Origin of the sequence: Vibrio sp. J1-1, assembly GCF_021728395.1 — a bacterium.
Classification (GTDB): domain Bacteria; phylum Pseudomonadota; class Gammaproteobacteria; order Enterobacterales; family Vibrionaceae; genus Vibrio.
Window position 1 is genome coordinate 227,702 of the sequence record NZ_JAKKCM010000007.1, and the last position, 25,521, is coordinate 253,222.

The window sequence follows — 25,521 nt, forward strand, 5'->3', positions numbered from 1 at the left end:
GAGAACACACGGAGTTTGCGCGAGCAAATGAGTATGTTCGACACCGAAATCGGCTCACTCTATGAAGAACAATTATGCGTAAACTGGTAGACGCTTACAAACATCTAGCACTTTCTGTTTTGTCGCTTCGATAACTTCTTCATTGTCGATGTTATCAAGAACGTCACACATCCAGTTCGCTAGCTCTTTTGCGTCTTCTACTGTGAAGCCACGGCGAGTGATTGCTGGCGTACCAACACGGATACCAGACGTTACGAATGGGCTACGTGGATCATTTGGTACTGAGTTTTTGTTTACTGTGATGTTCGCTGCACCTAGTGCTGCGTCCGCTTCTTTACCAGTAATGTTCTTGTCGATTAGATCAACTAGGAACAGGTGGTTTTCTGTACCGTTAGAAACGATTTTGTAACCACGTTCTTGGAACTGAGCAACCATTGCTTTCGCGTTTTGAACAACGCGAGCTTGGTAATCTTTAAATTCAGGTTCCATTGCTTCTTTGAACGCTACCGCTTTACCAGCGATAACATGCATTAGAGGACCACCTTGACCACCTGGGAAAACAGCTGAGTTCAGCTTTTTGTACATGTCTTCGCCAGCGTTAGACAGGATAAGACCGCCACGTGGACCTGCTAATGTTTTATGCGTCGTTGTGGTTACAACGTGCGCGTGTGGTACAGGTGTTGGGTAAACGCCTGCAGCGATAAGACCCGCAACGTGAGCCATATCTACGAACAGGTAAGCATCAACTTTGTCTGCGATTTCACGCATGCGTTTCCAATCAACGATTTGAGAGTACGCAGAGAAACCACCGATGATCATTTTAGGCTTGTGCTCAATCGCAAGCGCTTCCATCTCGTCGTAGTTGATTTGACCAGCTTCGTCGATACCGTAAGGGATAACGTTGTAGTGCTTACCAGAGAAGTTTACTGGTGAACCGTGAGTCAGGTGACCACCGTGTGCCAAGCTCATGCCTAGTACAGTATCGCCTGGGTTAAGAAGCGCCATGTATACTGCGCTGTTTGCTTGAGAACCTGAGTGAGGCTGTACGTTAGCGTATTCACAACCAAATAGTTCACATGCACGATCGATTGCTAATTGTTCCGCTTTATCTACGTACTCACAACCGCCGTAGTAACGCTTGCCTGGGTAGCCTTCAGCGTATTTGTTCGTTAGCTGAGAACCTTGAGCTTCCATTACACGTGGGCTTGTGTAGTTTTCAGAAGCGATAAGTTCAATGTGCTCTTCCTGGCGAAGAGTTTCTTCTTGGATAGCTGCGAACAGTTCCGCATCGTAATCTGCGATGTTCATATCACGCTTAAGCATCTGTATCTCCTGACTCAGATTAGTACTGAAATTGGCAAAAAAACTATTTAATGACCGAGCGCAAACGTTTCCGTCACCCTAATGGCGCGCATTTTACATAATTTGATCTGGGTCATAAAGAGAAAATTTAAATTTTTCTCATGCAGTTTTTTCATAATGACTGGTAATAAATATCATGTTGATGTTACTGACTCATTACTGTCAATTTTATGTTTTACACCCTGTAAAACAGCAATTACATAGGTTTACCGTAAATTTTAGCCTCTAGCTACCGAAAAGATCATCTTTTTACTATGATGCCAGCCTTATTTCTCACCTATGACTGCAAATTGATGGAAAAACACTCGTTAAAAGAAGACTGGATAGCAATTCTCACTGGCACCTTTTTGGTTGCTCAAGGCGTTTTCTTTCTCCAATCCGCGCAACTCCTTACTGGAGGAACTACCGGATTAGCTTTGCTTATTAGCCAATTTACACCTTTTACCTTTGGTGTGCTGTACTTTTTAACTAACTGCCCTTTTTACCTGTTAGCTTGGAAACGCTTTGGACGTCACTTTGCCATCAATAGTGTCATTTCTGGTGCTTTAGTTTCAATTTTTGCCGATCATCTTTATTTACTGATTTCATTAGAGTCAGTAAATGAAATCTATTGTGCGGTCGCGGGTGGGTTATTGATGGGGCTAGGCATGTTAATCTTGTTCCGTCATCGTTCTAGCCTGGGGGGCTTTAATGTTTTGTGCTTGTTTATCCATGATAAATATGGCATTTCCGTCGGCAAGAGTCAGATGGCGATTGATGTGTGTATCGTATTTGCGTCGATGTTCTTCATTTCACCTTGGATCATTGCTCTGTCCGCTTTAGGGGCGTTTGCGCTCAATCTAGTGCTTGCCATGAACCACAAGCCACATCGATACTCTGTCACCTACGGATCTCAATAACCTCGACGAAAAAAGGCTTTGGGGATCAAACCAAAGCCTTAGTGAGGACAAAAGTCCTAGAGGGGCGTTCTCTTATTCTTCAATCAACAAAATTCGCGTCTCATACGGGCGCAGAGTCTGATGACGAGAGGCAACCGCACTGGCTGCATTCTGGTAATTGGACAACAAGCACTTCGCTTTCGCCATCTCAAAGCCTTCTGGCAATACGCACTCCACCTCTTCCCCATAATAATTATTGATACACAAAAGCGTCTGGGTGTCATTCTGGCGAGCGTAAGCAAAAATACGTGCATGTTCTGGTAACAAATCTTGATAACTACCATCAGTGATAACCTGAACCTGTTTACGCAGTTCAATCAAGCGCTTGTAGAAATAAAATACCGAATTTAAATCCGCTACGGCAGACTCAGCATTGATTTCTTGATAATTCTGCGCGACCTCTAACCAAGGCGTCCCTTTAGTGAAACCAGCATGTGGTTGGCTATTCCACTGCATCGGTGTGCGAGAGTTATCACGAGATTTCTGAGCCAGAATAGCCATCATATCTTGGTGAGAAACACCATCACGATTGACCATGATGTCGTACATGTTGGTACTTTCGACATCTCGATATTGACTGATCTCGGAATACCCTGGATTGGTCATGCCAATCTCTTCACCTTGGTAAACATAGGGCGTGCCCTGCATCATGTGAACAGACGCTGCCAGCATCTTCGCAGATTCTACACGGTACTGCTGATCATCCCCGAGTCGGCTGACGACACGTGGTTGATCGTGATTGCACCAGAATAGCGCCCCCCAACCTTTACCGTTTAATCCTGTCTGCCAGTGATTGAAGATCTGTTTGAGCTGAAGAAAATCAAACGGCGCTTTCGTCCACTTTTCACCATTAGGATAATCCACTTTTAAATGATGGAAATTGAACACCATCGAAAGCTCTTTGCCATCTAAAGACGAGTATTGTTGACAGTGCTCAAGGGTTGTCGAAGACATTTCTCCTACTGTTACACTGCCGTACTTCTGGAATACCGCTTGGCTGATCTCTTGCAAGTACTCATGTACTCTCGGACCATCGGTATAAAAACGACGTCCATCACCAATATCATCACTCGGGAAATCTTGCTGCTTAGAAATCAGGTTAATAACATCCAGACGGAAGCCATCTACGCCCTTCTCAGCCCAAAAACTGATCACGTCTTTGACTTCTTCACGCACAACAGGGTTTTCCCAGTTTAAATCTGCTTGTTGTTTCGCAAACAGGTGCAAGTAGTACTGACCAGTGGCTTCATCCAGCTCCCAAGCAGTACCACCAAACTTAGACTGCCAGTTGTTGGGCTCTGCCCCCTCTACCGGATCTTTCCAGATATAATAATCACGATAAGGGCTATTTTTGTCACCTAGAGCAGACTGGAACCATTTGTGCTCAGTCGAGGTATGGTTGACGACAATATCCATGATAATTCGGATGCCAATCTGGTGCGCCTCCGCCAGTAACTCATCGAAGTCAGCCATTGTGCCGAAGTCAGGGTTGATCGAGTAGTAGTCGGAAATATCATAACCGTTATCGATCATTGGCGATGCATACACTGGCGTTAGCCAAATCGCATCCACACCAAGGTGCTTTAAATAATCCAGTTTAGAAATGATCCCTTTGATATCACCCGTGCCTCTGCTACTACTGTCGCAAAAACTCTTCGGGTAAATTTGGTAGATTGTTGCGGTTTGCCACCAGCTGTTATCTTGCTTGGTCATAGCCATTTCTAACACTCACTTACCATTAAGTTAAAAAGTCACCATGACAATCATGGTTAAAATTCAAGCACTCCTGATATCAAAAATGACGTAGCCAGGAATAGTTGTTTTAAATCGAGAAAACGATGGCATGACATCACTTCTTGCCATCGCTTGTTTAAGTTTGTTATGCGCTTGCCGTCTCAAGTTCACCCTTGGCTTTCGCTCGTTTATAAAGAATCAGCGTCAAACCAGCAGGCACCACAATCGCCACCAACATTGCCAATCCGAACACACCCCAGAACTGAGGCTGAATAGATAAGATGCCTGGTAAACCACCAACACCAATACCGTTCGCCATCACGCCAGCACTACCACAAACCGCCGCCGCGCACGCACTACCAATCATTGCGCTCAACATTGGGAACTTGTATTTCAGGTTGATACCGTACATCGCAGGCTCAGTAACACCCAAATAAGCGGAGATTGCAGCCGGAACGGAAATTTCGCGCTCGTCTTGTTTTTTACTGATGATAATGATGCCGATCACTGCCGATGCCTGAGCAATATTTGAAAGTGCAATAAGAGGCCAGATTGGGGTACCGCCAAGCTCTTGCATTAGCTGTAAATCGACGGCGTTAGTGGTGTGGTGAATACCTGTGATAACCAATGGCGCGTACAAAAAACCGAAGACTGTCGAGCCGATGATCGCAAAGTCTCCCGTCATGGCAGCCTTCGCGGCGAACGCAACACCATTACCTAGCATGCGGCCAAATGGACCGATAATGGAGTGCGCCAGAATCACCGAGATAATGATGGAAACAAATGGCACCACAACCAGGTACAAGTAAGACGGAGTGATACGTTTAAGGTATTTTTCGATATACGCCAGTGCGATACCTGCGAGCATTGCAGGAATGACCTGAGCCTGGTAACCCACTTTTTCAATCACAAACCAACCGAAATCCCACACTTCAGGTGCTTGTTTACCGATCAAATAGGCGTTCATTAATTGTGGAGAGACCAAAGTCACACCCAGCGTAATCCCCAGAATCGGCGTACCACCGAGCTTTTTCACGGTTGACCAACAGACACCAACGGGTAAGAAGAAGAAGATCGCTTCACCAATCAGCCATAGGAATGAATGCACTGTTGCCCAGAATTGACTGATTTCTGTCAGCGTTTGGCCATCAAACATCTTGATGTCGCCAATCACATTACGGAAACCAAGAATCAGGCCACCAGTGATAATAGCCGGTAGCAGAGGAACAAAGATTTCAGCAAGGTGAGAGATGCCACGCTCAACGATGTTCATGTTCTGACGCGCCGCATTTTTTGACTCGTCTTTGCTGGTTTCACTTTTACCCGTCATCTCGATCAATACCTTGTACACTTCATCGACTTCAGTGCCGATAACGACTTGGAATTGACCAGCATTGGTAAAGCAACCTTTGACTATTGGCAGTGCTTCCAACTGCTTAATATCAGCTTGCTCAGTATTATTCAGTACAAAACGTAAACGAGTTAAGCAGTGGCTTACACTCTCAATATTGTCTGGCCCACCGACCAGCTCAATAAGACGCTGTACATCTTGACGCGCAATCTTACTCATAACTTTGCCCACCCTGTATTGGATATGTTTAACTTTTCTTTGTATTTATTATTAATGGGAACATTCCCACGAAGTGGTTTTATATTGCCACCTGAAGATAAAAAACGAAATGGGAACAGTCCCATTAATTGAAAAGGATCACAAACTAAGTCTAGAGCAGAATGCCTATTATGCGATTATGGCATATTCATCTAACCGTCGTGGCTGACAGGCTTCTGGGTGAAGTGCAGTAAAGAATCATTGCCGTTCAACTGATTAATCAGCATGTTAGCGGCTTTTTGGCCTGCATGCGTATAACCAGGGTCGACACTGAAGATATTCGGGAAAAGAAAAGAAAGGAGTTCATTGCCGCCCACGCCAGTTACGACAACATCTTCGCGACCTAATTCTTGTAGACGCTTGATAACGCCAAGTGCAAGCGTATCACTGGCACAAACAATGGCTTGGGTGTCTTCTTGTAATACGTGATCGACCAACTGATAAGCACTCTCATGGCTAAGCGCTCCGGTCTTAAAGCAAGGCGAAATATTTCTGCTCTGGCACCACAACTGGTAAGCATTCAAACGGGCAAACCCCGTGGTTCTGTCATCAGAATCCACACCTATATAGGCAATACGAGAAAGCGATTGCTGCTCTAAATGAGAGAGAGCCATATCGATAATGCCTTGGTTATCATAATTAATAGAGGAAACCTCATTCGTATCCATAGCAATCACCACAATGCGATTGCCCCACTCAGCTAGAGCTTTCTCATCGCAACCAGTAAAACCAAATACAATCACGCCATCAACATTGCGACGTCGAAGAACCTCTAGATGCTCAATGGTTTTATGGCGATCAAACTGGCTTTCCATGATCACGACATCATAGCCAGCAGAATATAACTCACTAAGCATGGTGCCCACGGCTTGGTTTTCTGACGGTGAATCTAAACGAGAAATGATCACACCCACCACCTTTTGACTTCCTCCACGCATTGACTGAGCGGATTTGGAAGGAACATAACCTGAATCACGAATGATTTTTTCAACCTTCTCTCGCGTTTCTGGCTTTACCTTGGGATCGTTCGTGAGCACACGACTTACCGTCGACTTACCAACGCCAGCCAATTTTGCGATATCAAGAATGGTGAGTTTTTTGTTCATAGGTGATCAAACTAAAGTGGGTAGAAACTTAGGTAAATGAACTTTAACAACAAATAGAGAAAAGGGAAGCCAGTGCTTCCCTTTAAAAATATAGCGATGATGTTATTTGTTTAAATACGCAGGAACGTCAGCAATGCTATCCAATACCACAGTCGCTAGCGCTTCACCCTGCTCAGTAATTGGTTTGCCAGTACGTACCAGGATCTTGGTCCCGACTCCAGCCGCTTCTGCCGCCATCATATCTTCCGCTTTATCGCCAATCATTACCGATTTTTCCATGTCGATTTTCAGGAAATCGCGTGCAGAAATGAACATACCCGGCTTTGGCTTACGGCAGTCACAATCTTGCTTGTATTCACCAATACCATCTTCAGGGTGATGCGGGCAGTAATAGAAGCCATCAAACTCAACGCCATGATCAACAAAGTTCCAATCCATCCATTGCGTCAGAGATAAAAATCGGTCTTCACTGAATTTACCGCGTGCGATACCAGATTGATTCGTCACAAGAACCAACATGTAACCTTGGTCTTTCAGCGCTTTCGTCGCTTCAAACACACCGTCAATGTACTCAAAATCATGTTCGTCATGAACGTAACCATGATCAACGTTAATCACGCCATCACGGTCGATAAAAACAGCAGGTTTTGCCAAAACGTATTTCTCTATTAGCTCGGTTTAAGCAGATTATTACATACCTTATAAGCTTCAACACTATCTATTTAGATTGACATTGCGACAAATCAGCACGCTACGCCTCAAGAATCGTTGAATATTGGGGGCTTCCAGCTTATGTTGGAAAATACACCTTTAATATCACCAAGTTCCTATGTCAGAACGCTTACGCATTTAGACGTCTAGACGTAAAAATATCTATTGACTTCAATCTTCTTAACCCATAGCATCAACTGAAAATTGAGATAGAGCTCAAAATTAAGTTCTGTCAAAAGCCGTTTTTGACAACGAAGTTCCCCATATCTCTATGCAGGTTGAAACATGATAGAAATAGAAAACGTCAATAAAGTGTTCTACCAGGGCAGCAAAGAAATTCTGGCTCTGAAAGACATTAACCTACATATCGCCAAAGGCACCATCTTTGGGGTGATCGGCTCGTCAGGTGCTGGTAAAAGTACTCTGATTCGCTGTGTGAACATGTTAGAGGCACCAACCTCTGGCTCCATCATCGTAGATGGCGTTGACCTGACTAAACTTAGCAAAACACAACTGGTAGAAACACGTCGTAACATCGGCATGATTTTCCAGCACTTTAACCTGCTGTCGTCTCGTACCGTTTTCGATAACGTTGCGCTACCTCTTGAACTCGCAGGTAAAGATAAATCGCATATCAATGCAAAAGTCACTGAACTACTAAAACTGGTAGGATTAGAAGACAAGCATGAAAGCTACCCAGCGAACTTAAGTGGCGGTCAAAAGCAACGTGTAGCAATTGCTCGCGCATTAGCCTCTGATCCAAGCGTTCTACTATGTGACGAAGCCACCAGCGCACTGGATCCGGCAACGACTCAATCGATTCTTGAGTTATTAAAGAAGATCAACCGTAAACTCAACATCACTATTTTGCTGATCACGCATGAAATGGAAGTGGTTAAAAGCATCTGTCACGAAGTGGCAATCATTGGTGGCGGTGAACTGGTTGAGAAAGGCACCGTTGGTGAAATTTTTGCTCATCCGAAAACAGAACTGGCGCACGAGTTCATTCGCTCGACTTTGGATTTATCTATTCCTGAAGATTATCAAGCTCGACTTCAATCAAGTCGTGTTGAAGGCAGCTACCCGCTGGTCCGTATGGAGTTCACTGGCACAACGGTTGATGCTCCATTGATGTCTCAGATTTCACGCAAATACAATATTGATGTGAGTATCCTAAGTTCAGATCTTGATTACGCTGGTGGGGTGAAATTCGGCATGATGGTCGCTGAGCTGTTTGGTAATGAACAAGATGACAACGCAGCGATTGAATACCTGCGTGAGCACAACGTGAAAGTAGAGGTACTTGGTTATGTCCTTTAATACGGTTTCTGAATGGCTGAGCCTAAATAGCAATCTACTTCTTGGGGCAACCTGGGAAACGGTATACATGGTTGCGGTTGCTGGTATTGTAGGTTTTGCTATTGGCATCCCTTTAGGCGTCATCATGCATATCACTAAAAAAGGTGGTCTGCTAGAAAATACTAAGCTCAATAGCATTCTCGGTGCCATTGTTAACGTGGGTCGTTCAGTGCCATTTCTTGTATTGATGGTTGCAATCATTCCAGTTACGAAAATGCTGGTCGGCACCTTTATTGGTACAACCGCCGCAATCGTACCGCTAACCATTGGTGCAATTCCGTTTGTTGCACGCCTTATCGAAGGTGCTCTACTTGAAGTACCAACTGGCTTAGTGGAAGCTGCGCAATCTATGGGCGCGACACCAATACAAATCATTACAAAAGTTCTGCTACCTGAAGCAATGCCGACTATTGTTAACTCAGTGACAATTACACTCGTAACCTTGGTCAGCTACTCTGCGATGGCAGGTACCGTTGGCGGTGGTGGTCTGGGAGACGTTGCAATTCGATACGGTTTCCACCGCTACGATGTGACTATCATGGCTGTTACCGTCGTCATGCTCATTGTTCTAGTACAAATTATTCAGTCTATCGGCGACGCAGTGGTACGCCGCGTGGATCACAGATAAGCATAAAATTACATAAATTATAAGGAGATACCGATGAAATTTAGCCTTAAAGGTCTTTTGACTGTAGTAACCGCCGCTTCTGCTTTAGCACTTACTGGTTGTGGTGATAAAGAAGTTGATGTTAACAAAGTAAAAGTTGGCGTGATTGCGGGCTCTGAAGCACAGGTTGCTGAAGTTGCAGCTAAAATCGCTAAAGAAAAATACAACCTAGATGTTGAACTGGTCACTTTTACTGATTACGTTACACCAAACGCAGCACTCGATGACGGTTCGGTTGACGCTAACGCATTCCAACACAAGCCATACCTAGATCAACAAATCAAAGACCGTGGCTACAAACTGGCTATCGCAGGTAACACGTTCGTTTACCCAATTGCTGGTTACTCAAAGCAGGTTAAATCTGTTGATGAAATCCAAGATGGCGCGCGTATCGCGGTACCAAACGATCCAACTAACCTAGGTCGCTCACTTCTTCTTCTAGAGCAACAAGGCTTGATTGAGCTACGTGACGGCGTTGGTCTACTGGCGACAGTACGTGATATCGTAGGTAACCCTAAAAACATCGAAATCATTGAACTTGAAGCACCACAACTTCCACGTTCACTGGACGATGTAACGCTATCTATCATCAATACCACTTACGCAAGCTCTATCGACCTATCTCCAGAGCGTGACGGTGTATTCGTTGAAGACAAAGAGTCTCCATACGTAAACCTAGTTGTAGCGCGTGAAGAGAATGTTAACGCTGAAAACGTGCAAAACTTTGTAAAAGCTTACCAAACTGAAGAAGTTTACGAAGCAGCGAAAGAACTATTCAAAGGCGGCGTTGTAAAAGGTTGGTAATTTAATCAACCTTGGCAAATAACTCTGCTGACAAAGACAAAAAGGGCTGATGTGAAAACATCAGCCCTTTTTTTGATATTCGGCAAGAAGAGACATAAACCGTTACTTGAGGTGGTCCCAAGAGATATTAGAAACAATTCTGCAGTCATCGCACTTAAAGTAGAAGATGTCATGCAAGGGTTCATCCAATAGCCAGTCGCCACCACACTTAGGACACTTACGTGCCTTTTCACTCTCAAGAGACTGACCGCCTACACGGTACTGGTAATAGTAAGTTGGGATTTTAGTAATGTACTCAATACGACCGCGTAAATCCCAGCCTCGGCGAAACAGGACACTGTCAGCATCACATATCTCGTGCAGCGCTGCATGCTCGGCACGGCATCCACCCGCCATTTGAATTTCATCACACGCTTGCCATTCTGTTTGCCACTTAATGACCGCTTTATGGTCACCATTTAATGTTGGCTCATTGCGGTACAAAGGGATTGGCAACAAGGTTTCACCACTGCGCAGTGGCGAACAGGTATGTACGTAAGTGGTATACAGCACCTGCCAACTTGGTGCCTCATCTTCCGCAGCTTGCTCAGAATTCAGATCACGACCAAGCAAGCGCATTTTCGGCGCGAGTAAAGAGGCTTCCGACAAACGAGTCATACACACTTTGACAAAATCTGAATGGTAACGCGGATGTAGGCTGTCCTGCTCTGGGCAAACCACACGTACAAAAAACTCGCCATCGCCCATCACAATAGGAAACTCACGACCAAGTACCTGCCCGTTATAACGCAGCGCGTCCATTAACCCATTAATCGCCTTATCAACCGCGCTTACGGTAGTGTTATCAAAACACTCAAACTGCAACTCAACAACGTACATGCTTACACCGCAGCTTCTAAATTGGTTAGAAAATCACTGACATTATCGGCAAGGATGTCACGCTGAGAAGTTCCCAGACGCTCAAGAATCACGTTGCCCGTTAAGTTACAAATAGAAATAACATCCAGTTCTGCGTCAGTAACCGCAATAAATACGGTTGGTTTAAGTTTGAGGCGACGCTGTGTCACCAGATGACCCAGGATGTTTTCTTGCAGACGCTCAAAATCATCATCGCTCCACACCTGTAACAGTGTCAGTTCGTTGCCCTTCCAGGTCGCTTCCATGTCTGCGCTGTATTGCGAACCATAAAAAGCTTTAATGTCATCGTGCAATGTCAGTTCAATCGCGTTCTCAACATTGGTGAAATCCGCTCTCTCTTCACGAAGGAACGCTTTCCACAAAACCGCACCGTCACGTTTCTCTTCAACACAGGGTGATACAAGATCGGCAAGCTCTTCGCTGCGTGGCAATTCATTGTGCTTAGTTTGCCAGGCTTGTTGGTAGCGCAGGCTAAAATCTTGTAGCGCCTGAGTAACGGTTTGGGTCATGAAGGTCTCCTATTCCTTGTTTATCTGCTGGCAATATTTGCCAGATAGCAATTAATCAGCGGATTCAGTAAAATTCTCTCCATTCTAATCGAAAACGACCACAAAGTATGAGCAAATATTCCAACGCCAAAGAGCTTGCAGGGCTGACTCTGGGTAAAAAGACCGAGTACGCGAACCAATATGACGCGAGCTTGCTGCAACCTGTACCGCGTAGCCTCAACCGTGATGACCTTGAATTAGGTGAAGCGCTGCCGTTTATGGGTCATGACATCTGGACCTTGTATGAATTGTCGTGGCTAAATAGTAAAGGCCTGCCACAAGTGGCGGTTGCTGAAGTGTACATTCCAGCAACCAGCGCCAACTTAATTGAGTCCAAGTCCTTTAAGCTTTACCTGAACAGTTATAACCAAACTCGTTTTGCAAGTTGGCAAGACGTAACCAAGCATTTAGTACAAGATCTTTCGGCTTGCGCTGGTGAACAAGTCATCGTTGAAGTAAATCCGGTCACTCATTACACCAATCAGCCTATCGTCACGATGGAAGGTGAATGTATTGATGATCAAGACATTGAAATCAACAGCTACGACTTTGATGCTTCATTGCTGGAAGGCGCAGCTGGTGAAGAGCAAGTCGAAGAGACGCTACATAGCCACTTGCTAAAGTCAAACTGCCTGATCACTAACCAGCCAGACTGGGGCAGCGTTGAAATTCGCTATCAGGGCGCGAAACTAGACCGCGAGAAGTTGCTTCGCTACCTCGTTTCTTTCCGTGAGCACAACGAGTTCCATGAGCAATGTGTCGAGCGTATTTTCACTGACCTGATGAAATATTGTCACCCTAGCAAATTAACCGTGTTTGCTCGCTATACTCGCCGTGGTGGTTTGGACATCAACCCTTACCGCTCCACTGAGCAAGCCAAGCCAGAGCACAACCACCGCATGGCTCGTCAGTAATTATTTAGTGGCAGAAACAAGTTCGGCAATCTATTGGATTGCTGAACGTTTTTAATACCTAAGCATGGTATTATCAAAAAATCTAAACCAGTTCGAGGGAACGAAAGGATGTTTTGGGACAGATCGCGTCTATTCAAATTGATTGGCTTTTTCTGCTTACTATTGGCACAGCCGCTTCACGCGACCATTTTATCTTCAACTTTACTTAATGAAGCCCAACAACTGGCGGAAATCGATCCCTCACAAGCAAGACAAGCAGCAACCAACTACCTTTTGCAGCGAGAATTGATTGAGCGGAGTGAAAGTGATGGCCCTTCAGCCATGTCTCGCGAAGAAACCGACCGCAGTATCCGAACCCCGAACAGCACCATCGAAGCACATAAAATTATTGCCCAAGCAAACTTCGCTTTAGGGGATGTTAGTGCAGCAATCAAAAACCTCAATGAAGCGCAAACTCTGGCACAAAAATACGAGCTTCCATACCTATACCTGGATGTACAACTGATCCGCAACCAGATGATTTGGACTGGAAATAAGAATTACGCTGCCGCGGAAGAAGCTCTAGACCAAATAGAAAGTGCGCTTAATCAAGAGGATGCCGTTTTACAGCGAGCTGATAGCATTCTTTATCGCTTGATCATGCAACGTGCGCTTTTAGCGTCCTATCGTGGTGATAGTGTCAAAGCTGAAAGTTATTATGCTGAAGCCCAAAAGATGCTGGAACAAACTCGCTCCAACTTAGCGCTCATTGATTACTACACCACGGTTGGAGAGTTTTACCTCAACGAAAAAAAATACAATCTTGCTCTTTCTGAGCTTTTATACGGTTACTGGCAATCGATTGAAAGCGATAGTGGTGCAAGGCTGGCCAAAGTAAACCGATTACTGGCAAGGCTATTCCAAGAGCGACGCGTATACGATAAAGCGATCGAGTACTTATCTCAGGCAGCAGACTTTTACGACTCTTACCCAAACTCACCAATCCTAGCGGATGTACTTGAGCAGATGGGTGACATTTACTTTTATCAGGGCAAATTTAACTTGGCGTTGGTCCACTACTTCAATGTATTGGACCACGAGAGCACGAGTAAAAGTATCAACCGTATGATCAATATTCGTCTGAGCCTTGCTGCGACTTACCTTCAACTCTATAACTACGCTCTGGCAGGGCAATATCTGGATAGCTCGACTGAACTGCTCGAATATGCCGACATTCCAGCGCTTAAGGCCAAAGCTGCCCTGCTTCACTCTGGCCTTGCTTATCATCAGAATGACAGTAAAAGCGTGATCGAAAATGCGCAAAAAGCGCTCATGTTCATTGACGCGACTGCTACAGGAAATAACTTTATTAAGCAGCAGTCTTACCGCTATCTTGGACTGGGCTATGAACAAGCCGGTGAATATCAGCTTTCGCTTCAAGCGTATAAGAAATATACCAACTTGGTTAAACTGGAGCAGGTGCAGTTAAACCAGATCAGCGAAGATGCATTCCGTCAGCAAAAAGAGTTCGCAGAGCAGACCATTCACTATGTAGGGTTAACTGAACGTTTAGCGCAAGTTGAGGGAGAGCACCGTAAATTCCAGAAAATTTCTTTCGCTCTATTTATTACTGTCTTAGTGATGTTTTTGTTCATCATGCGTCGTGGTGTCATCATTCAACGTCAGTCAGGTCAAATAGATAAACTACGTAATGACCTGTTCACACACTCACGTTCTCGACTTAATAACTTACGCATGCTTAATGTCAAACTGTCTCGATCTTTGAAGAAGTCGAGCGACACCTTCGAACAGTGGCAGCTTGGCGAGTTAATCCACGAGCCTCTCAATGACCGCCTGCGATTTGTTATGATCGACCTGCCATTCTTACGCAGTATGTACGTTCAAAACGGTTATCAAGCAGGACTGGAGTTAGAACGGGCGTTTGGTGAGTTCCTGGCAGAAAAGATCAAAAAGCCCGCACGTTTGTATCACTTTTCAGATGCGAACTTACTGTATATCGAACCAAACGCTGATAGAGATGCGTCAGCAGAAATGATGTTTGTTAAATTTCAGGCTTGGGTGGATGACTTTGCTAACCAGCATAATGTCAATCGTACTATTCGCATGGGGATCAGTGACTACCCATTCCTGCCACGTGCCTATACGGCAATCAATGATGCGGAGCTACTGGATCTACTCCTACTCGCGACTCATATTGCGAGAGAAATCAGTTTGCAAGATAAACAAAGCCATTGGGTATTCCTCAAAGCCATTGATAATGCACCAGCGGCAAGCTTTGCAACCGGAGACATAAGAAAGGCGTGTCAGCACGCTATCAATCAAGGATTAATCAAGATTCACTCTTCCTACAAGAATGAGGATGACATCAAGAAAATATTAAAAAATGGATAATTAAGCGCTAGTTAGGATTAATAACTGATGACGCTATAAGTTTTTTTGTTATTATCAAGTGATCGTCAATCGCACATGGATTTAAACGTCATCGTTTCATGGGAATTTTGGAATCCGATATTCAGACACAGCTGCATCAGTTAAGCTGTCAACTTGACCAACTTAAGCTGACTCATCGCGATAATTCGCTCAAATTTAAGCGTGAGCAACAAATCCTTAAACGCGTTTTGGCGTCTTTGTCGTCTGCATGTCCAGGTGCTGATGCTCAATTATCCAACTACTTGTCAGAAATTCAGCAAGAGCTCCTGCATAAAACGGATATCAGTGCGTTAATCCCTCGTTTAGCGATATTAGAGAGAAAGCTCAAACAGCAATCCAGAACCATGGAAAAACAGAGCGGCCATCTCGACGAGCAAATTAAACGCAGTGGTGAAACGCTACAACGAGTGACCGGCTTACCCGCCCAGCTAAAACGCGAACTGCGTAACCTGATGAGCTTTTCTGAAGTCAACTCTGTGACCAAAGTCGATCAAGCCACTAAACTGCTCAGTATTTATGAACGTGCGCTAAAAATCATCAGTTCAAATTCACGTTTGCATTTAACTGAATTTGAGAGTACCCCAGAGAAGTCTCAACTTGAGTCTCTGGCTAGCGATCTGCAACACACCATTACAGAACTGGATTTTGAAGGTGAGTGTGGCGAAAAACTGCTCGACATCCGAGCGAAGTTACTCATGGGAGTGAATGCTGAGTCTCTAGTTGAACTAACACTGATAACCTTAAAGTTAGTGGTAGAAGCGACCAAATTTGAACGAGAAAACTCCAGTCAATTTCTCGACCAGCTCAACACAGCTCTTGCAAGTAACCTGAAAACCATCCATCAAAGCGCCGATCAGTATCAAACCTACTATGAGCATCGCCACGAGCTAAACACGGAAATGCATAGCTTGGTTGAGCGAAGCCAACGCGCATTGACTCAGGCTCAGGACTTATCAGATCTAAAGAAAGATATCTCACCACTGCTTGCTAAAATGGCCTCACTGTCGGAGCGTTTGGAGATGACGGAAGCTCGTGAACAAGCACTGCAAGAGCGGATGACTTACAGCAAAAACCAGTTGGAAGCGGTGTTTGAAACCACACAAGACTATCGTCGTCGACTGGATGACCAAACTCAACGCTTGCTGCTTGATCCATTGACCAAAGTGTACAACCGCACCGCATTTAACGACCGTCTCGAACTGGAGTATCAACGCTGGGTGCGATCTCAAAGAAACTTACGTCTGGTGATGTTTGATGTCGACAACTTCAAATCCGTTAACGATAGCTATGGCTATACCGCCGGAGACAAAGCACTCAAAATTATTGCCCGCACCATAAGTAAACGTGTATCCGAATTAGATACGGTCGCTCGCTTCGGCGGAGAAGAATTTATCCTACTTATTCCGGAACAATCGGAAGAGTACACATTAGAATTAATGAAAAGTATCCAGCGTGAAATCGGCCAACTACCGTTTAAGTTCCGAGAGCAAAGTATTATGATCACCCTAACCGCAGTTTCTACTTCATTTAGAGAGTCTGACTCTCCAGAGCAGGTACTGGGGCGTCTCGGAAAGATGGTACGTGACACTAAAAAGCTCGGAAAAAACCAGTTAAACTGGAGTTAAATCGTTCAAAATACAAGCAAACAAACAAATTTCATCCCTCTAGCTTACTTATATTCACCATTTTTCAACGAGTTATCACATTTCTCTCTTCCCAGTCTGCTAAGCTTCAATTATCCAGCCTTCCAATCACCAATCGCAAACGCACGTATAAACCAACAGGTGGTGGATTCCTCAAATATAATCACAACAAGGAGGCGCTATGATTACCCATATCAGCCCCGCAGGTAGCATGGACTTGCTATCCCAACTGGAAGTTGAGCGTTTAAAGAAGACCGCATCGAGTGATCTTTACCAACTTTACCGAAACTGTACATTAGCGGTCTTGAACTCAGGCAGCCATACCGATAACTCAAAAGAGCTGTTAGACCGATACCAATCCTTTGATGTTGATGTACTTCGCCGTGAACGCGGCATCAAATTAGAGTTGACCGATCCACCAGAGCACGCTTTTGTGGATGGTGAAATTATTAAGGGGATACAGGAGCATCTGTTTTCAGTCTTGCGCGATATCGTGTTTGTGAATATGCACTTGGCAGACAGCCAACGTTTAAACCTGACTAATCCCGTTCATATTACTAACCTGGTATTTGGTATCTTACGCAATGCCGGAGCGCTTACTCCCGGAATCGCTCCTAACCTGGTGGTTTGCTGGGGTGGGCACTCCATCAACGCGGCAGAATATCAATACACCCGGGAAGTTGGTAATGAGCTGGGCCTTCGAGAACTGAATATTTGTACTGGTTGTGGACCCGGTGCAATGGAAGGACCGATGAAAGGGGCCGCCATCGGGCATGCAAAACAGCGTTATACTGAACAACGTTACCTGGGCTTGACCGAGCCATCTATCATCGCTGCTGAGCCACCAAATCCGATCGTGAATGAACTGGTGATCATGCCAGACATTGAAAAACGTCTGGAAGCCTTTGTTCGTATGGCACATGGCATTGTGATCTTTCCGGGTGGCCCGGGAACCGCAGAGGAGCTGCTCTACATTCTGGGTATTATGATGCACCCAGAAAATGCTGATCAACCAATGCCAATCGTCCTGACTGGTCCTAAAGAAAGTGAGGACTACTTCTTCGCTATTGATGAATTTATTCGCGACACGCTTGGAGAAGAAGGTCGAAAACATTACCAGATCGTTATTGATAACCCGTCAGAAGTTGCTCGGATTATGAAGCGCGGAATGGATGATGTTCGCACACATAGGAAAGAAAAAGGCGATGCCTACAGTTTCAATTGGTCATTAAAAATCGAGCCTCACTTCCAATTACCATTTGAACCAAATCATGACTCGATGGAGCAACTGGATCTGCATATGGATCAGGAGCCTCAAGTCCTCGCCGCAAACTTGCGTCAGGCGTTCTCGGGCATTGTTGCAGGTAACGTGAAAGCAGAAGGCATTAAAGAAATCGAAGCGAAAGGTCCGTTCACCATTCATGGCGATCCGGTATTGATGAAGAAGCTCGACAAAGTGTTGCAAGACTTCGTCGATCAACATCGAATGAAACTGCCAGGTGGTACAGATTATGAACCTTGCTACCGAATCGCTCATCCAGAAAATGATGGTCGATAGTCAGGCTAGCATTCGTTACACTAGGGGCAATACGCCCCTTTTTATTGCTAAGTCATTATGTCTATTCATCTTGTTATTATTGATGCCCTAAACCTGATCCGCCGAGTACACTCCGCTCAACCCGATCCCACTGACATAGCAAGAACCATCACCACTACCCAAAGAACGCTGACTCGAATCCTGTCAGAATCGCAACCAACCCATATCATTGCGGTGTTTGATCATCATGAACAAGACCGAGGTTGGCGTGCCGAGATACTGCCGGACTACAAACAAAACCGTAAGCCTATGCCGGAGCCATTGATGCAAGGTCTCGATGCGATTCAGCAAGCTTGGTGGGAACAAGGTATTGACTCATTACTGTCTGACGGCGATGAAGCCGATGACTTAGTAGCAACACTGGCAACCAAAGTCGCTAGCCATGGTGAAAAGGTCACCATTATTTCGACCGATAAAGGCTACTGCCAGCTACTTTCGCCGACATTACAAATCCGTGATTACTTCCAGCACCGTTGGCTAGATGAACCATTCATTGAAAAAGAGTTTGGGGTTAAGCCGAATCAATTGGCTGATTACTGGGGGCTGGCGGGTATCAGCTCTAGTCAGGTTCCGGGCGTTCCGGGCATCGGTCCTAAAGCAGCAAAAGAAATGCTTACCCAATTCGACGATATTGAAGCAGCTTACGTCAGTGATGAATTAGTACCAAAATATCGGAAAAAGCTGGATGAGCATATCGAATCGGCTCGCTTAAGTAAGCTGGTCGCAGCACTCAAACGCGATATTGAACTTGGCTTCAATTTGCAAGATATTCGCTTTACCGGGCCAAACAAAGTCGAATAAATTCGTTTCTGCCAATAAAAAAGCTCCTGAAAATAGGAGCTTTTTAATATCCGTTACACTGTTTTAATTAGTATGGAGAGATATTCGATAAACACTGGATATGAATGGTAATCTCTTCACGGTCATGGTAAAGATGTTTAGCTTGTAGCTTGAATTTCACCTTGTTCTCAATCAGGAACATTTTTAAGTTTTCAAGATCTTGCAAAACCTCGTCATAGCGACCTTTCATCGGCAATTTCAGGTTAAAGATGGCTTCTTTTGCCCAACCTTTTAGCAACCACTGTCCCATAAGGTGTGCTACGCGAGCAGGCTTCTCAACCATATCACACACAATCCAAGTGACATTCTTGCGGTCAGGTTCAAACTTAAAGCCATCCACCATGTGATGCTTAATCTGGCCAGTTTCCATCAGGCTGTCAGCCATCATGCCGTTATCAACACAGTGCACGAACATGGAACGCTTGACCAATTGGTATGTCCAGCCGCCCGGACACGCGCCTAGATCTACCCCCCACATGCCCGGAGCCAAACGCTCATCCCACTCTTCACGTGGAATAAATACATGGAAGGCTTCTTCCAGTTTTAGTGTTGAACGGCTTGGTGCATCTGCCGGGAACTTCAGACGAGGAATCCCCATGAAGAATTGCGAGTTATTACCCGGGAACGAGTATCCCACGTAACAATGACCCGGAGCAACAAAGCAGATGTGTAATACAGGCTTCTTAACGTTGTCCTTATCCCACATCAGACCTTTACCACGCAGAGACTGACGCATTGGCACCGTAAATTTACGGCAGAATTTTAGTAGCTCTTTTGCTTCATTGGTATCCGGCGTTTCAATACGCAGATCACCACAACGAGGGAAATCTTCTATTTCAGACAACGCCTCAAGAATCGGACTGATACGATCTTCGCTAGGCAAAGATTCACACTCAGCTGCAACAGCAAACATTTGGCGGGCAAAGATCAATGAACTGAAGTCGAGACCTTTTACCAATTTGTCTGCGTCTCCATCTTGGTAACACTCGAAGACAACATAACCTGAGTTTTTCTTCACACGAGGGAAGCCATACACTTCCAACTGTGTCGCTTTGTCCTGAATTTCACCAGCACACTCTTTCTCAAAGCCTGAACGGCAATAGAGCATTAGTTGTTTCACTTGGAGACCTCTTTGATATTAAACGCAGCAAAAAAGAACAAACACCAGCCGATCATGAACATCAATCCCCCCAACGGAGTAATTGGCCCAAACCACTTAATGCCTGTCAGCGCCAGCGCGTATAGACTGCCGCTAAAACAAAAGATGCCGATGATAAAGCAAATTGCAGCGATGAAAAAATACTTTTGCGCTTTTTGTCCTAAATTCATCAACAACAGAATGGCACAAAAAGCGGCAGCAAAAGTATGAATGAACTGGTAAAGAACACCAGTTTCAAATACATCAAGAAGATACGGAGCAAGTGTTGCTTTTAAACCATGAGCCGCGAACGCTCCAAGCGCAACAGAAATAAGTCCCGAAAGACCAGAAAAGGAGAGTAACCACTTACTTTTCACTGTACACCTCTTTAATAAAACTGGCTAAATGTTCAACCGCCAAAGCAATATTGCCCTCTTCGGTGTAACCAGAGCGCTTGCGTGGTTTAAAACTATGGTCACCATCTGGTACAAAGGTTACAGACACCTGATCCGATAACGTGAAATTTTCAAACTCTTCTCGCTTTCCAAAGGTATCTCGTTCACCTTGCAGAATCAGTGTTGGCTTCTCAAGCGTTGCCAGATGTTCACCTTTGTAATTTTCTGGCTTGCCCGGTGGATGAAAAGGGAAACCTAAGCAGGCAATGCCCGCCACCAGCGTATTTTCAGCCAACAAACTCGACATACGGCCGCCCATAGATTTACCACCAATGACAACTGGCGTACCTGAAAAGTGAGTAATTACTTCTTCGTAGGCTTCGAGCAGCTTTGGCGCACGATCTGGTGGACGCTTTTTGCCATCTTCCGCACGCTTAATCATGTAAGGAAAATTAAAGCGAACGACACGAATGCCCTGTTCAACTAAACCTTGTGCAACTGCGGCCATGAACCCGTGATCCATTCCAGCCCCAGCACCGTGAGCAAAAATAAATAGCGGCCCGTCTTCTGGACCCTCAACTATCCACTGGTTCATCTAGTACTTCCTCTTGTTCTTTTCTCGCGGTTGCAAGCATCCAGTCACGGAACGTTGCAATACGCCCCATATCCGCTTGCTGCTCATGACACACCACATAGAACGCATTCTTCGATATCAACACCTCATCAAATGGCGCGATAAGTCGTCCTGCTTCCATTTCTGGCTGAGCTAACACGTTATTTCCTAGTGCCACACCTTGCCCATGGACTGCCGCCTGCAACACCATCGTCGAATGGCTAAAAATTGGACCATGATTTACATTGATGCCTTCGATGTTGTAATGACGAGTAAACTGCTTCCAGTCTTTACGCGAAGTATCATGTAACAAAGTGTGTAGCCTAAGGTCACTCAGTGATTCTAACGGCTTCGTCCCCAAGAGTAACGAAGGAGAGCAGAGCGGAATCAAAAATTCCTGATACAATTTGTCCGCGCGAAGTCCTGGCCAGTTACCACGACCATAATAGATAGCGACATCTACGTCGTCGGTCAGCGAGCCCTCGTCCATATCTACGGCTTTAATCCTTACATCAATGTCTGGCTCCTGAGCATTAAAATCGGCTAAGCGAGGCACTAACCACTGAATCGCAAAACTTGGCGGTAAACTGATGGTCAAAGCGCCTTTTTCACTACGTTCTAGTACTTTATCGGTCGCTTCTGCAATAGAAGTAAAAATATCCTTAATGTCTAAAAAGTAACTCTGACCTTCTTCCGTTAATAATAAAGAGCGGTTTCTGCGGCGGAATAGCTTGAGTGATAAAAACTCTTCCAGCGCTTTGATCTGGTGACTCACGGCGGCTTGGGTGACGAAGAGTTCTTCGGCCGCACGTGTAAAACTAAGATGACGTGCTGCAGCTTCAAATACTCGAAGAGAATTCAAAGGAGGCAATCTGCGAGACATAGGGAACCTCAAATAGGATTAGTTTTTTTAATCTGAAACATTATAAAATTAACGTTGTCGAACAGCCAGATAAATTCTATATTTCACCCCGCAACACGGGCCTGAACGGCTTGATTTCTCTAGAAATCAATTGGCTTCGTTGTTGCGATGTTGTGTTTGCAAACTCGTTTTTCGAGTTAGGTAGATTTCTACCGAAATGTTTTGTCTACTATCCCTGAGACAAAACACATACTTCCTGTATTTATTTTTGACCTGTCTGTCAAATTTCTTACACCGCCCGATTGGGCGGTGTTTTTTTATCTGGATTATCCAAGTTTAACAAAACAACACACTAATCCATAAAATAATCTCAGTGGCTTTCACTACAATCGTCAACTTGTCCTTCAACAGCATACTTAGTCAAAACTCAGCCACCATTACAGAGTCATTATTCTAATCTTCACTGCAACAAATACTGGTAAACCTAGAGTATATCCGACTTAGATAAATCTACCTCGACCTTACCCTTGGAACAGAGAGCATCTTTTATAGAGCATTTCGGATTAATTGACGTTATATCAGTAGCCATTAGAAAGATTGCGAGGCACTTCAATATAACCATTCAAAACCCTTCCCTACAACTGAATAAAAAGACATAAAAAAACGCAAACCGATCGCTCAATTTGCGTTTTTAAAGTCGTCTTGTTTTCGCTTTATTATGGGCGATAAACTTTCACGTTGTTAAAGCCCTGCTCTTGTAAGTAAAGCGCTTGCAGTCGGCTCATGACACCACGGTCACAGTACAATAGGTAAGTCTTAGATTGGTCTAAATCACCAAACTGCGTACCCAACTTGTAGAACGGAATGTGCTTGATATCAACGCCTTCAATTTCTAGAGGGTTATCGTCTTCCTCTTCAGGGCTGCGGATATCGAGAACAATCGCATGCTCTTCAACAGCCTGAACTTGTTCGACTTCTGGCGCCGCCTTTTCAGACTCTTTCGCGATATCACGAATATCCATAACACGCGCTTCTTTCACCACATTTTCCAAAATGGTGAAATCAAAGTTCTCTTCTTCCGCTTCTAGCTTCGCTTTGATTGCTTTTACTGTTGGCTTCTTAGAAATTACACCACAGTATTCAGGCATTGTCTTGGCAAAGTCTTCAGTACCAATTTCACGCGCCAGGTTGATAATGTCTTCTTTGTCCCAGTTAATAAGTGGGCGCAGAATCAGCGTGTCTGTCACGTTATCAATGTGACGAAGGTTAGTTAGCGTCTGGCTGGAAACCTGACCCAGTGCTTCACCCGTGACCAGAGCTTCAATCTTGAATTTCTCGGCAACCATACCTGCTGCACGCATAAACATACGCTTAAGAATGACGCCCATCTGACCGTCATCCACTTTCTCAAGAATCTCAGCCACGACTGGTTCGAAATCGATCGAGATAAAGCGAACTTTTGCTGAAGAACCGTACTTGTTCCATAGGTAGTGAGAAACCTGCTTAACACCGATTTCGTGCGCTGGGCCACCTAGGTTAAAGAAACAGTAATGAACTTTTGAGCCACGCTTAATGTGCAGATAGCTTGATACACCAGAATCGAAACCGCCCGAGATCAGGCTTAGCACATCTTCTTGTGTACCTAGTGGGAAGCCACCAAGACCTTTATGACGAGCAAGAACCTGGTTAAGTTTGTCGCCCGATACTTCAACCTTTACAGTGACATCAGGGTTGCGCAGTTTCACACTCGCGCTTTCGACCGCTTGGTTCAAACCACCGCCAACGTAACGCTCTAGCTCAATCGAAGTAAAATCATGCTTACCACGACGCTTGGCACGAACCACGAAAGTTTTGTTTTCAATCAGAGGGCGGCTGAGCTCAAGCACTTGTTCAAAGATATCGTGCAGATCTTTAAACTCCGACTGCTTCACTTCAAGTACATGGTGGATACCTGGAGTATGAGTCAGAACCTCTAAGACTTCAGCGTGGTATTCGTTGCTCTCAGAGGTCACTTCAATGTGATCACGACGGTTAAATACTGCTACAGATTCCGTACGGCTCTTGACGATATTACGAATGTTACACTCTAAAATCTTTGTGAAGCGCTTACGCACAGATTCACTTTTTACAAAAATTTCTGGATGGGGCTTTACAATAAATTTCATAGTCTAATTCGCAGGTTAGTTTTGCAATCAACAAAGAGTGATACTCAACTTCGATACTTCATACGCAGTAAAACCGCGTCTTGGTCACAAAAGGTTGTCTGAGCTCACTTCAAAGGCGCAAGATTATACACCCAAGCGGATTGGAAAGACAAAAAAAGCGAGCAATCTGCTCGCTTTCTTATCTCTCTACTGACTTTAAACTAAAGCCTAGTTATTGAATAACAGGCACTTCATCGCTGTAGAGTGGTTCACCCTGCATAATGCTGATTTCCACACGGCGGTTGAGTGCACGATTGTCATCAGAATCATTTGGTACCAGCGGCTCAGTGTCAGCCATTCCTCGCACTCGTAAACGCTGATGAGAAAACCCTCTCACCTTCTCCATCTCCTGGGCGACAGAAACCGCACGTTGAGAGGAGAGATCCCAGTTAGAGCGATACAGTTCAGAATCCAGCACTTGGTTATCGGTGTGACCAGAGATTCTCACAATGCCCGGTATGTCTTTAACCAGTTCAGCAATCTGCCGGACCAGAGGGCGAAATTTAGGTTGCAAGAACGCGGAACCTTCAGGAAAGGCGCCCTTTTCACGCATACGAATCACGATCTGCTGACCTAAGTTTTCGACTTCGATTGCACCTTGCTCTATCTCTCGTTCTAGAGCTTTCTTGATGCTTTCCATCAAGGTTTCCATCTCTTGCGACATCATTTCAGATTGTTGCTGTTGTACGTCAGATTCCGCCGTTTGGTTGTTTCTTGTCGAGGTCTCAGGTGACTGGCCGCCTGTTAATTTTCCTTGGTCATGCTTACTGCCACCCGATCGATCAGACTCACCTTCATGGAACTCCAATGTTTGCTGAGTGATGTCCATGGTTTGCTGCATAATGACATCAATCGGCGTTGGCTCTGGACGCCCTGGCCTGAACTCCTGAGCAATAATGCTGGTTCCTTTCGGGATATCTTTCACTTCGAGCTGACTTTGTACGCCAAATGCGAACTTCATCGAACCTGCAATCTGTTTAAATTTGAGTACATCCATCTCTGAGAACGAGAGCAGCAGAACAAAGAAACACATCAATAATGACATTAAATCAGCAAAGGTCCCCATCCACAGAGGAAGCCCTGGTGGCGGACAATCACATTTATTATCTTCATCATCCATCACAACGCT

General features: G+C 44.9%; 22 protein-coding genes. 9 read left to right on the forward strand and 13 right to left on the reverse strand.

From position 1 onward, the window contains the following. Positions 1-72: 72 nt before the first annotated feature. Positions 73-1,323 carry a serine hydroxymethyltransferase gene (gene glyA, locus L3V31_RS13550; protein ID WP_237316520.1) on the reverse strand — a complete coding sequence of 417 codons (1,251 nt, stop codon included), beginning with the start codon at positions 1,321-1,323 and terminating at the stop codon, positions 73-75. 332 nt (positions 1,324-1,655) lie between these two features. Here glyA and L3V31_RS13555 point away from each other — a divergent pair, with 332 nt between their 5' ends. Continuing rightward, positions 1,656-2,261: a YitT family protein gene (locus L3V31_RS13555; protein ID WP_237316521.1), complete on the forward strand. Its 606-nt coding sequence runs from the start codon at positions 1,656-1,658 to the stop codon at positions 2,259-2,261. 72 nt (positions 2,262-2,333) lie between these two features. Here L3V31_RS13555 and treC read toward each other — a convergent pair whose 3' ends face one another. The 4 genes from treC to gmhB form a co-directional block, all read right to left on the reverse strand. Continuing rightward, positions 2,334-4,019, reverse strand: coding sequence for an alpha,alpha-phosphotrehalase (gene treC, locus L3V31_RS13560; RefSeq protein WP_237316615.1), 1,686 nt, complete (start codon positions 4,017-4,019; stop codon positions 2,334-2,336). Between the two features lie 160 nt (positions 4,020-4,179). Next, on the reverse strand, positions 4,180-5,604 hold the full coding sequence (treB, locus tag L3V31_RS13565; RefSeq protein WP_237316522.1) for a PTS trehalose transporter subunit IIBC: 1,425 nt from the start codon (positions 5,602-5,604) through the stop codon (positions 4,180-4,182). 191 nt (positions 5,605-5,795) lie between these two features. Further along, on the reverse strand, positions 5,796-6,749 hold the full coding sequence (gene treR / locus L3V31_RS13570) for a trehalose operon repressor TreR (RefSeq protein ID WP_237316523.1): 954 nt from the start codon (positions 6,747-6,749) through the stop codon (positions 5,796-5,798). Between the two features lie 102 nt (positions 6,750-6,851). After that, the gene (gene gmhB / locus L3V31_RS13575) at positions 6,852-7,403 is read right to left on the reverse strand and encodes a D-glycero-beta-D-manno-heptose 1,7-bisphosphate 7-phosphatase (protein ID WP_237316524.1); all 552 of its coding nucleotides are present in this window, start codon (positions 7,401-7,403) and stop codon (positions 6,852-6,854) included. 342 nt (positions 7,404-7,745) lie between these two features. Here gmhB and metN point away from each other — a divergent pair, with 342 nt between their 5' ends. The 3 genes from metN to L3V31_RS13590 are packed head-to-tail and all read left to right on the forward strand — an operon-like array spanning position 7,746 to position 10,290. Then, complete coding sequence (gene metN / locus L3V31_RS13580) at positions 7,746-8,780, forward strand: methionine ABC transporter ATP-binding protein MetN (protein ID WP_237316525.1); 1,035 nt, start codon at positions 7,746-7,748, stop codon at positions 8,778-8,780. Next, the gene (locus L3V31_RS13585; RefSeq protein ID WP_237316526.1) at positions 8,770-9,447 is read left to right on the forward strand and encodes a methionine ABC transporter permease; all 678 of its coding nucleotides are present in this window, start codon (positions 8,770-8,772) and stop codon (positions 9,445-9,447) included. The genes metN and L3V31_RS13585 overlap by 11 nt, the downstream gene beginning before the upstream one ends. A 33-nt stretch (positions 9,448-9,480) precedes the next feature. Beyond that, positions 9,481-10,290, forward strand: coding sequence for a MetQ/NlpA family lipoprotein (locus L3V31_RS13590; protein WP_237316527.1), 810 nt, complete (start codon positions 9,481-9,483; stop codon positions 10,288-10,290). Positions 10,291-10,392: 102 nt separating this feature from the next. On the opposite strand, the gene L3V31_RS13595 is transcribed toward L3V31_RS13590, so the two are convergent. Further along, entirely contained in the window at positions 10,393-11,169 is a 777-nt protein-coding gene (locus L3V31_RS13595; RefSeq protein ID WP_237316528.1) for a Zn-ribbon-containing protein, read from the reverse strand. Between the two features lie 2 nt (positions 11,170-11,171). Next, positions 11,172-11,717, reverse strand: coding sequence for a SecY-interacting protein (gene syd / locus L3V31_RS13600; protein WP_237316529.1), 546 nt, complete (start codon positions 11,715-11,717; stop codon positions 11,172-11,174). A 107-nt stretch (positions 11,718-11,824) separates the two neighbouring features. Between syd and queF the strand changes: the two genes are divergently transcribed. The 5 genes from queF to xni all read left to right on the forward strand — a co-directional run bounded on the left by queF (position 11,825) and on the right by xni (position 19,141). Continuing rightward, positions 11,825-12,670: an NADPH-dependent 7-cyano-7-deazaguanine reductase QueF gene (gene queF / locus L3V31_RS13605; RefSeq protein WP_237316530.1), complete on the forward strand. Its 846-nt coding sequence runs from the start codon at positions 11,825-11,827 to the stop codon at positions 12,668-12,670. A 108-nt stretch (positions 12,671-12,778) separates the two neighbouring features. Continuing rightward, positions 12,779-15,061, forward strand: coding sequence for a tetratricopeptide repeat protein (locus L3V31_RS13610; RefSeq protein ID WP_237316531.1), 2,283 nt, complete (start codon positions 12,779-12,781; stop codon positions 15,059-15,061). Between the two features lie 98 nt (positions 15,062-15,159). Beyond that, on the forward strand, positions 15,160-16,725 hold the full coding sequence (locus tag L3V31_RS13615; RefSeq protein ID WP_237316532.1) for a GGDEF domain-containing protein: 1,566 nt from the start codon (positions 15,160-15,162) through the stop codon (positions 16,723-16,725). A 199-nt stretch (positions 16,726-16,924) separates the two neighbouring features. Beyond that, on the forward strand, positions 16,925-18,301 hold the full coding sequence (gene ppnN / locus L3V31_RS13620) for a nucleotide 5'-monophosphate nucleosidase PpnN (protein WP_237316533.1): 1,377 nt from the start codon (positions 16,925-16,927) through the stop codon (positions 18,299-18,301). 57 nt (positions 18,302-18,358) lie between these two features. Then, on the forward strand, positions 18,359-19,141 hold the full coding sequence (gene xni, locus L3V31_RS13625; RefSeq protein WP_237316534.1) for a flap endonuclease Xni: 783 nt from the start codon (positions 18,359-18,361) through the stop codon (positions 19,139-19,141). A 67-nt stretch (positions 19,142-19,208) separates the two neighbouring features. On the opposite strand, the gene rlmM is transcribed toward xni, so the two are convergent. The 6 genes from rlmM to L3V31_RS13655 form a co-directional block, all read right to left on the reverse strand. Next, positions 19,209-20,300 carry a 23S rRNA (cytidine(2498)-2'-O)-methyltransferase RlmM gene (gene rlmM / locus L3V31_RS13630; RefSeq protein ID WP_237316535.1) on the reverse strand — a complete coding sequence of 364 codons (1,092 nt, stop codon included), beginning with the start codon at positions 20,298-20,300 and terminating at the stop codon, positions 19,209-19,211. Next, on the reverse strand, positions 20,297-20,695 hold the full coding sequence (locus L3V31_RS13635; RefSeq protein ID WP_237316536.1) for a DUF423 domain-containing protein: 399 nt from the start codon (positions 20,693-20,695) through the stop codon (positions 20,297-20,299). Before L3V31_RS13635 ends, rlmM begins: the two co-directional genes overlap by 4 nt. Further along, positions 20,685-21,308: an alpha/beta fold hydrolase gene (locus tag L3V31_RS13640; RefSeq protein ID WP_237316537.1), complete on the reverse strand. Its 624-nt coding sequence runs from the start codon at positions 21,306-21,308 to the stop codon at positions 20,685-20,687. Before L3V31_RS13640 ends, L3V31_RS13635 begins: the two co-directional genes overlap by 11 nt. Further along, positions 21,289-22,209 carry a transcriptional regulator GcvA gene (locus L3V31_RS13645; protein ID WP_237316538.1) on the reverse strand — a complete coding sequence of 307 codons (921 nt, stop codon included), beginning with the start codon at positions 22,207-22,209 and terminating at the stop codon, positions 21,289-21,291. The genes L3V31_RS13640 and L3V31_RS13645 overlap by 20 nt, the downstream gene beginning before the upstream one ends. A gap of 695 nt (positions 22,210-22,904) precedes the next feature. Next, positions 22,905-24,353: a tRNA uracil 4-sulfurtransferase ThiI gene (thiI, locus tag L3V31_RS13650; RefSeq protein WP_237316539.1), complete on the reverse strand. Its 1,449-nt coding sequence runs from the start codon at positions 24,351-24,353 to the stop codon at positions 22,905-22,907. A gap of 211 nt (positions 24,354-24,564) precedes the next feature. Further along, entirely contained in the window at positions 24,565-25,512 is a 948-nt protein-coding gene (locus L3V31_RS13655) for a flagellar motor protein MotB (protein ID WP_237316540.1), read from the reverse strand. Positions 25,513-25,521: the final 9 nt, after the last annotated feature.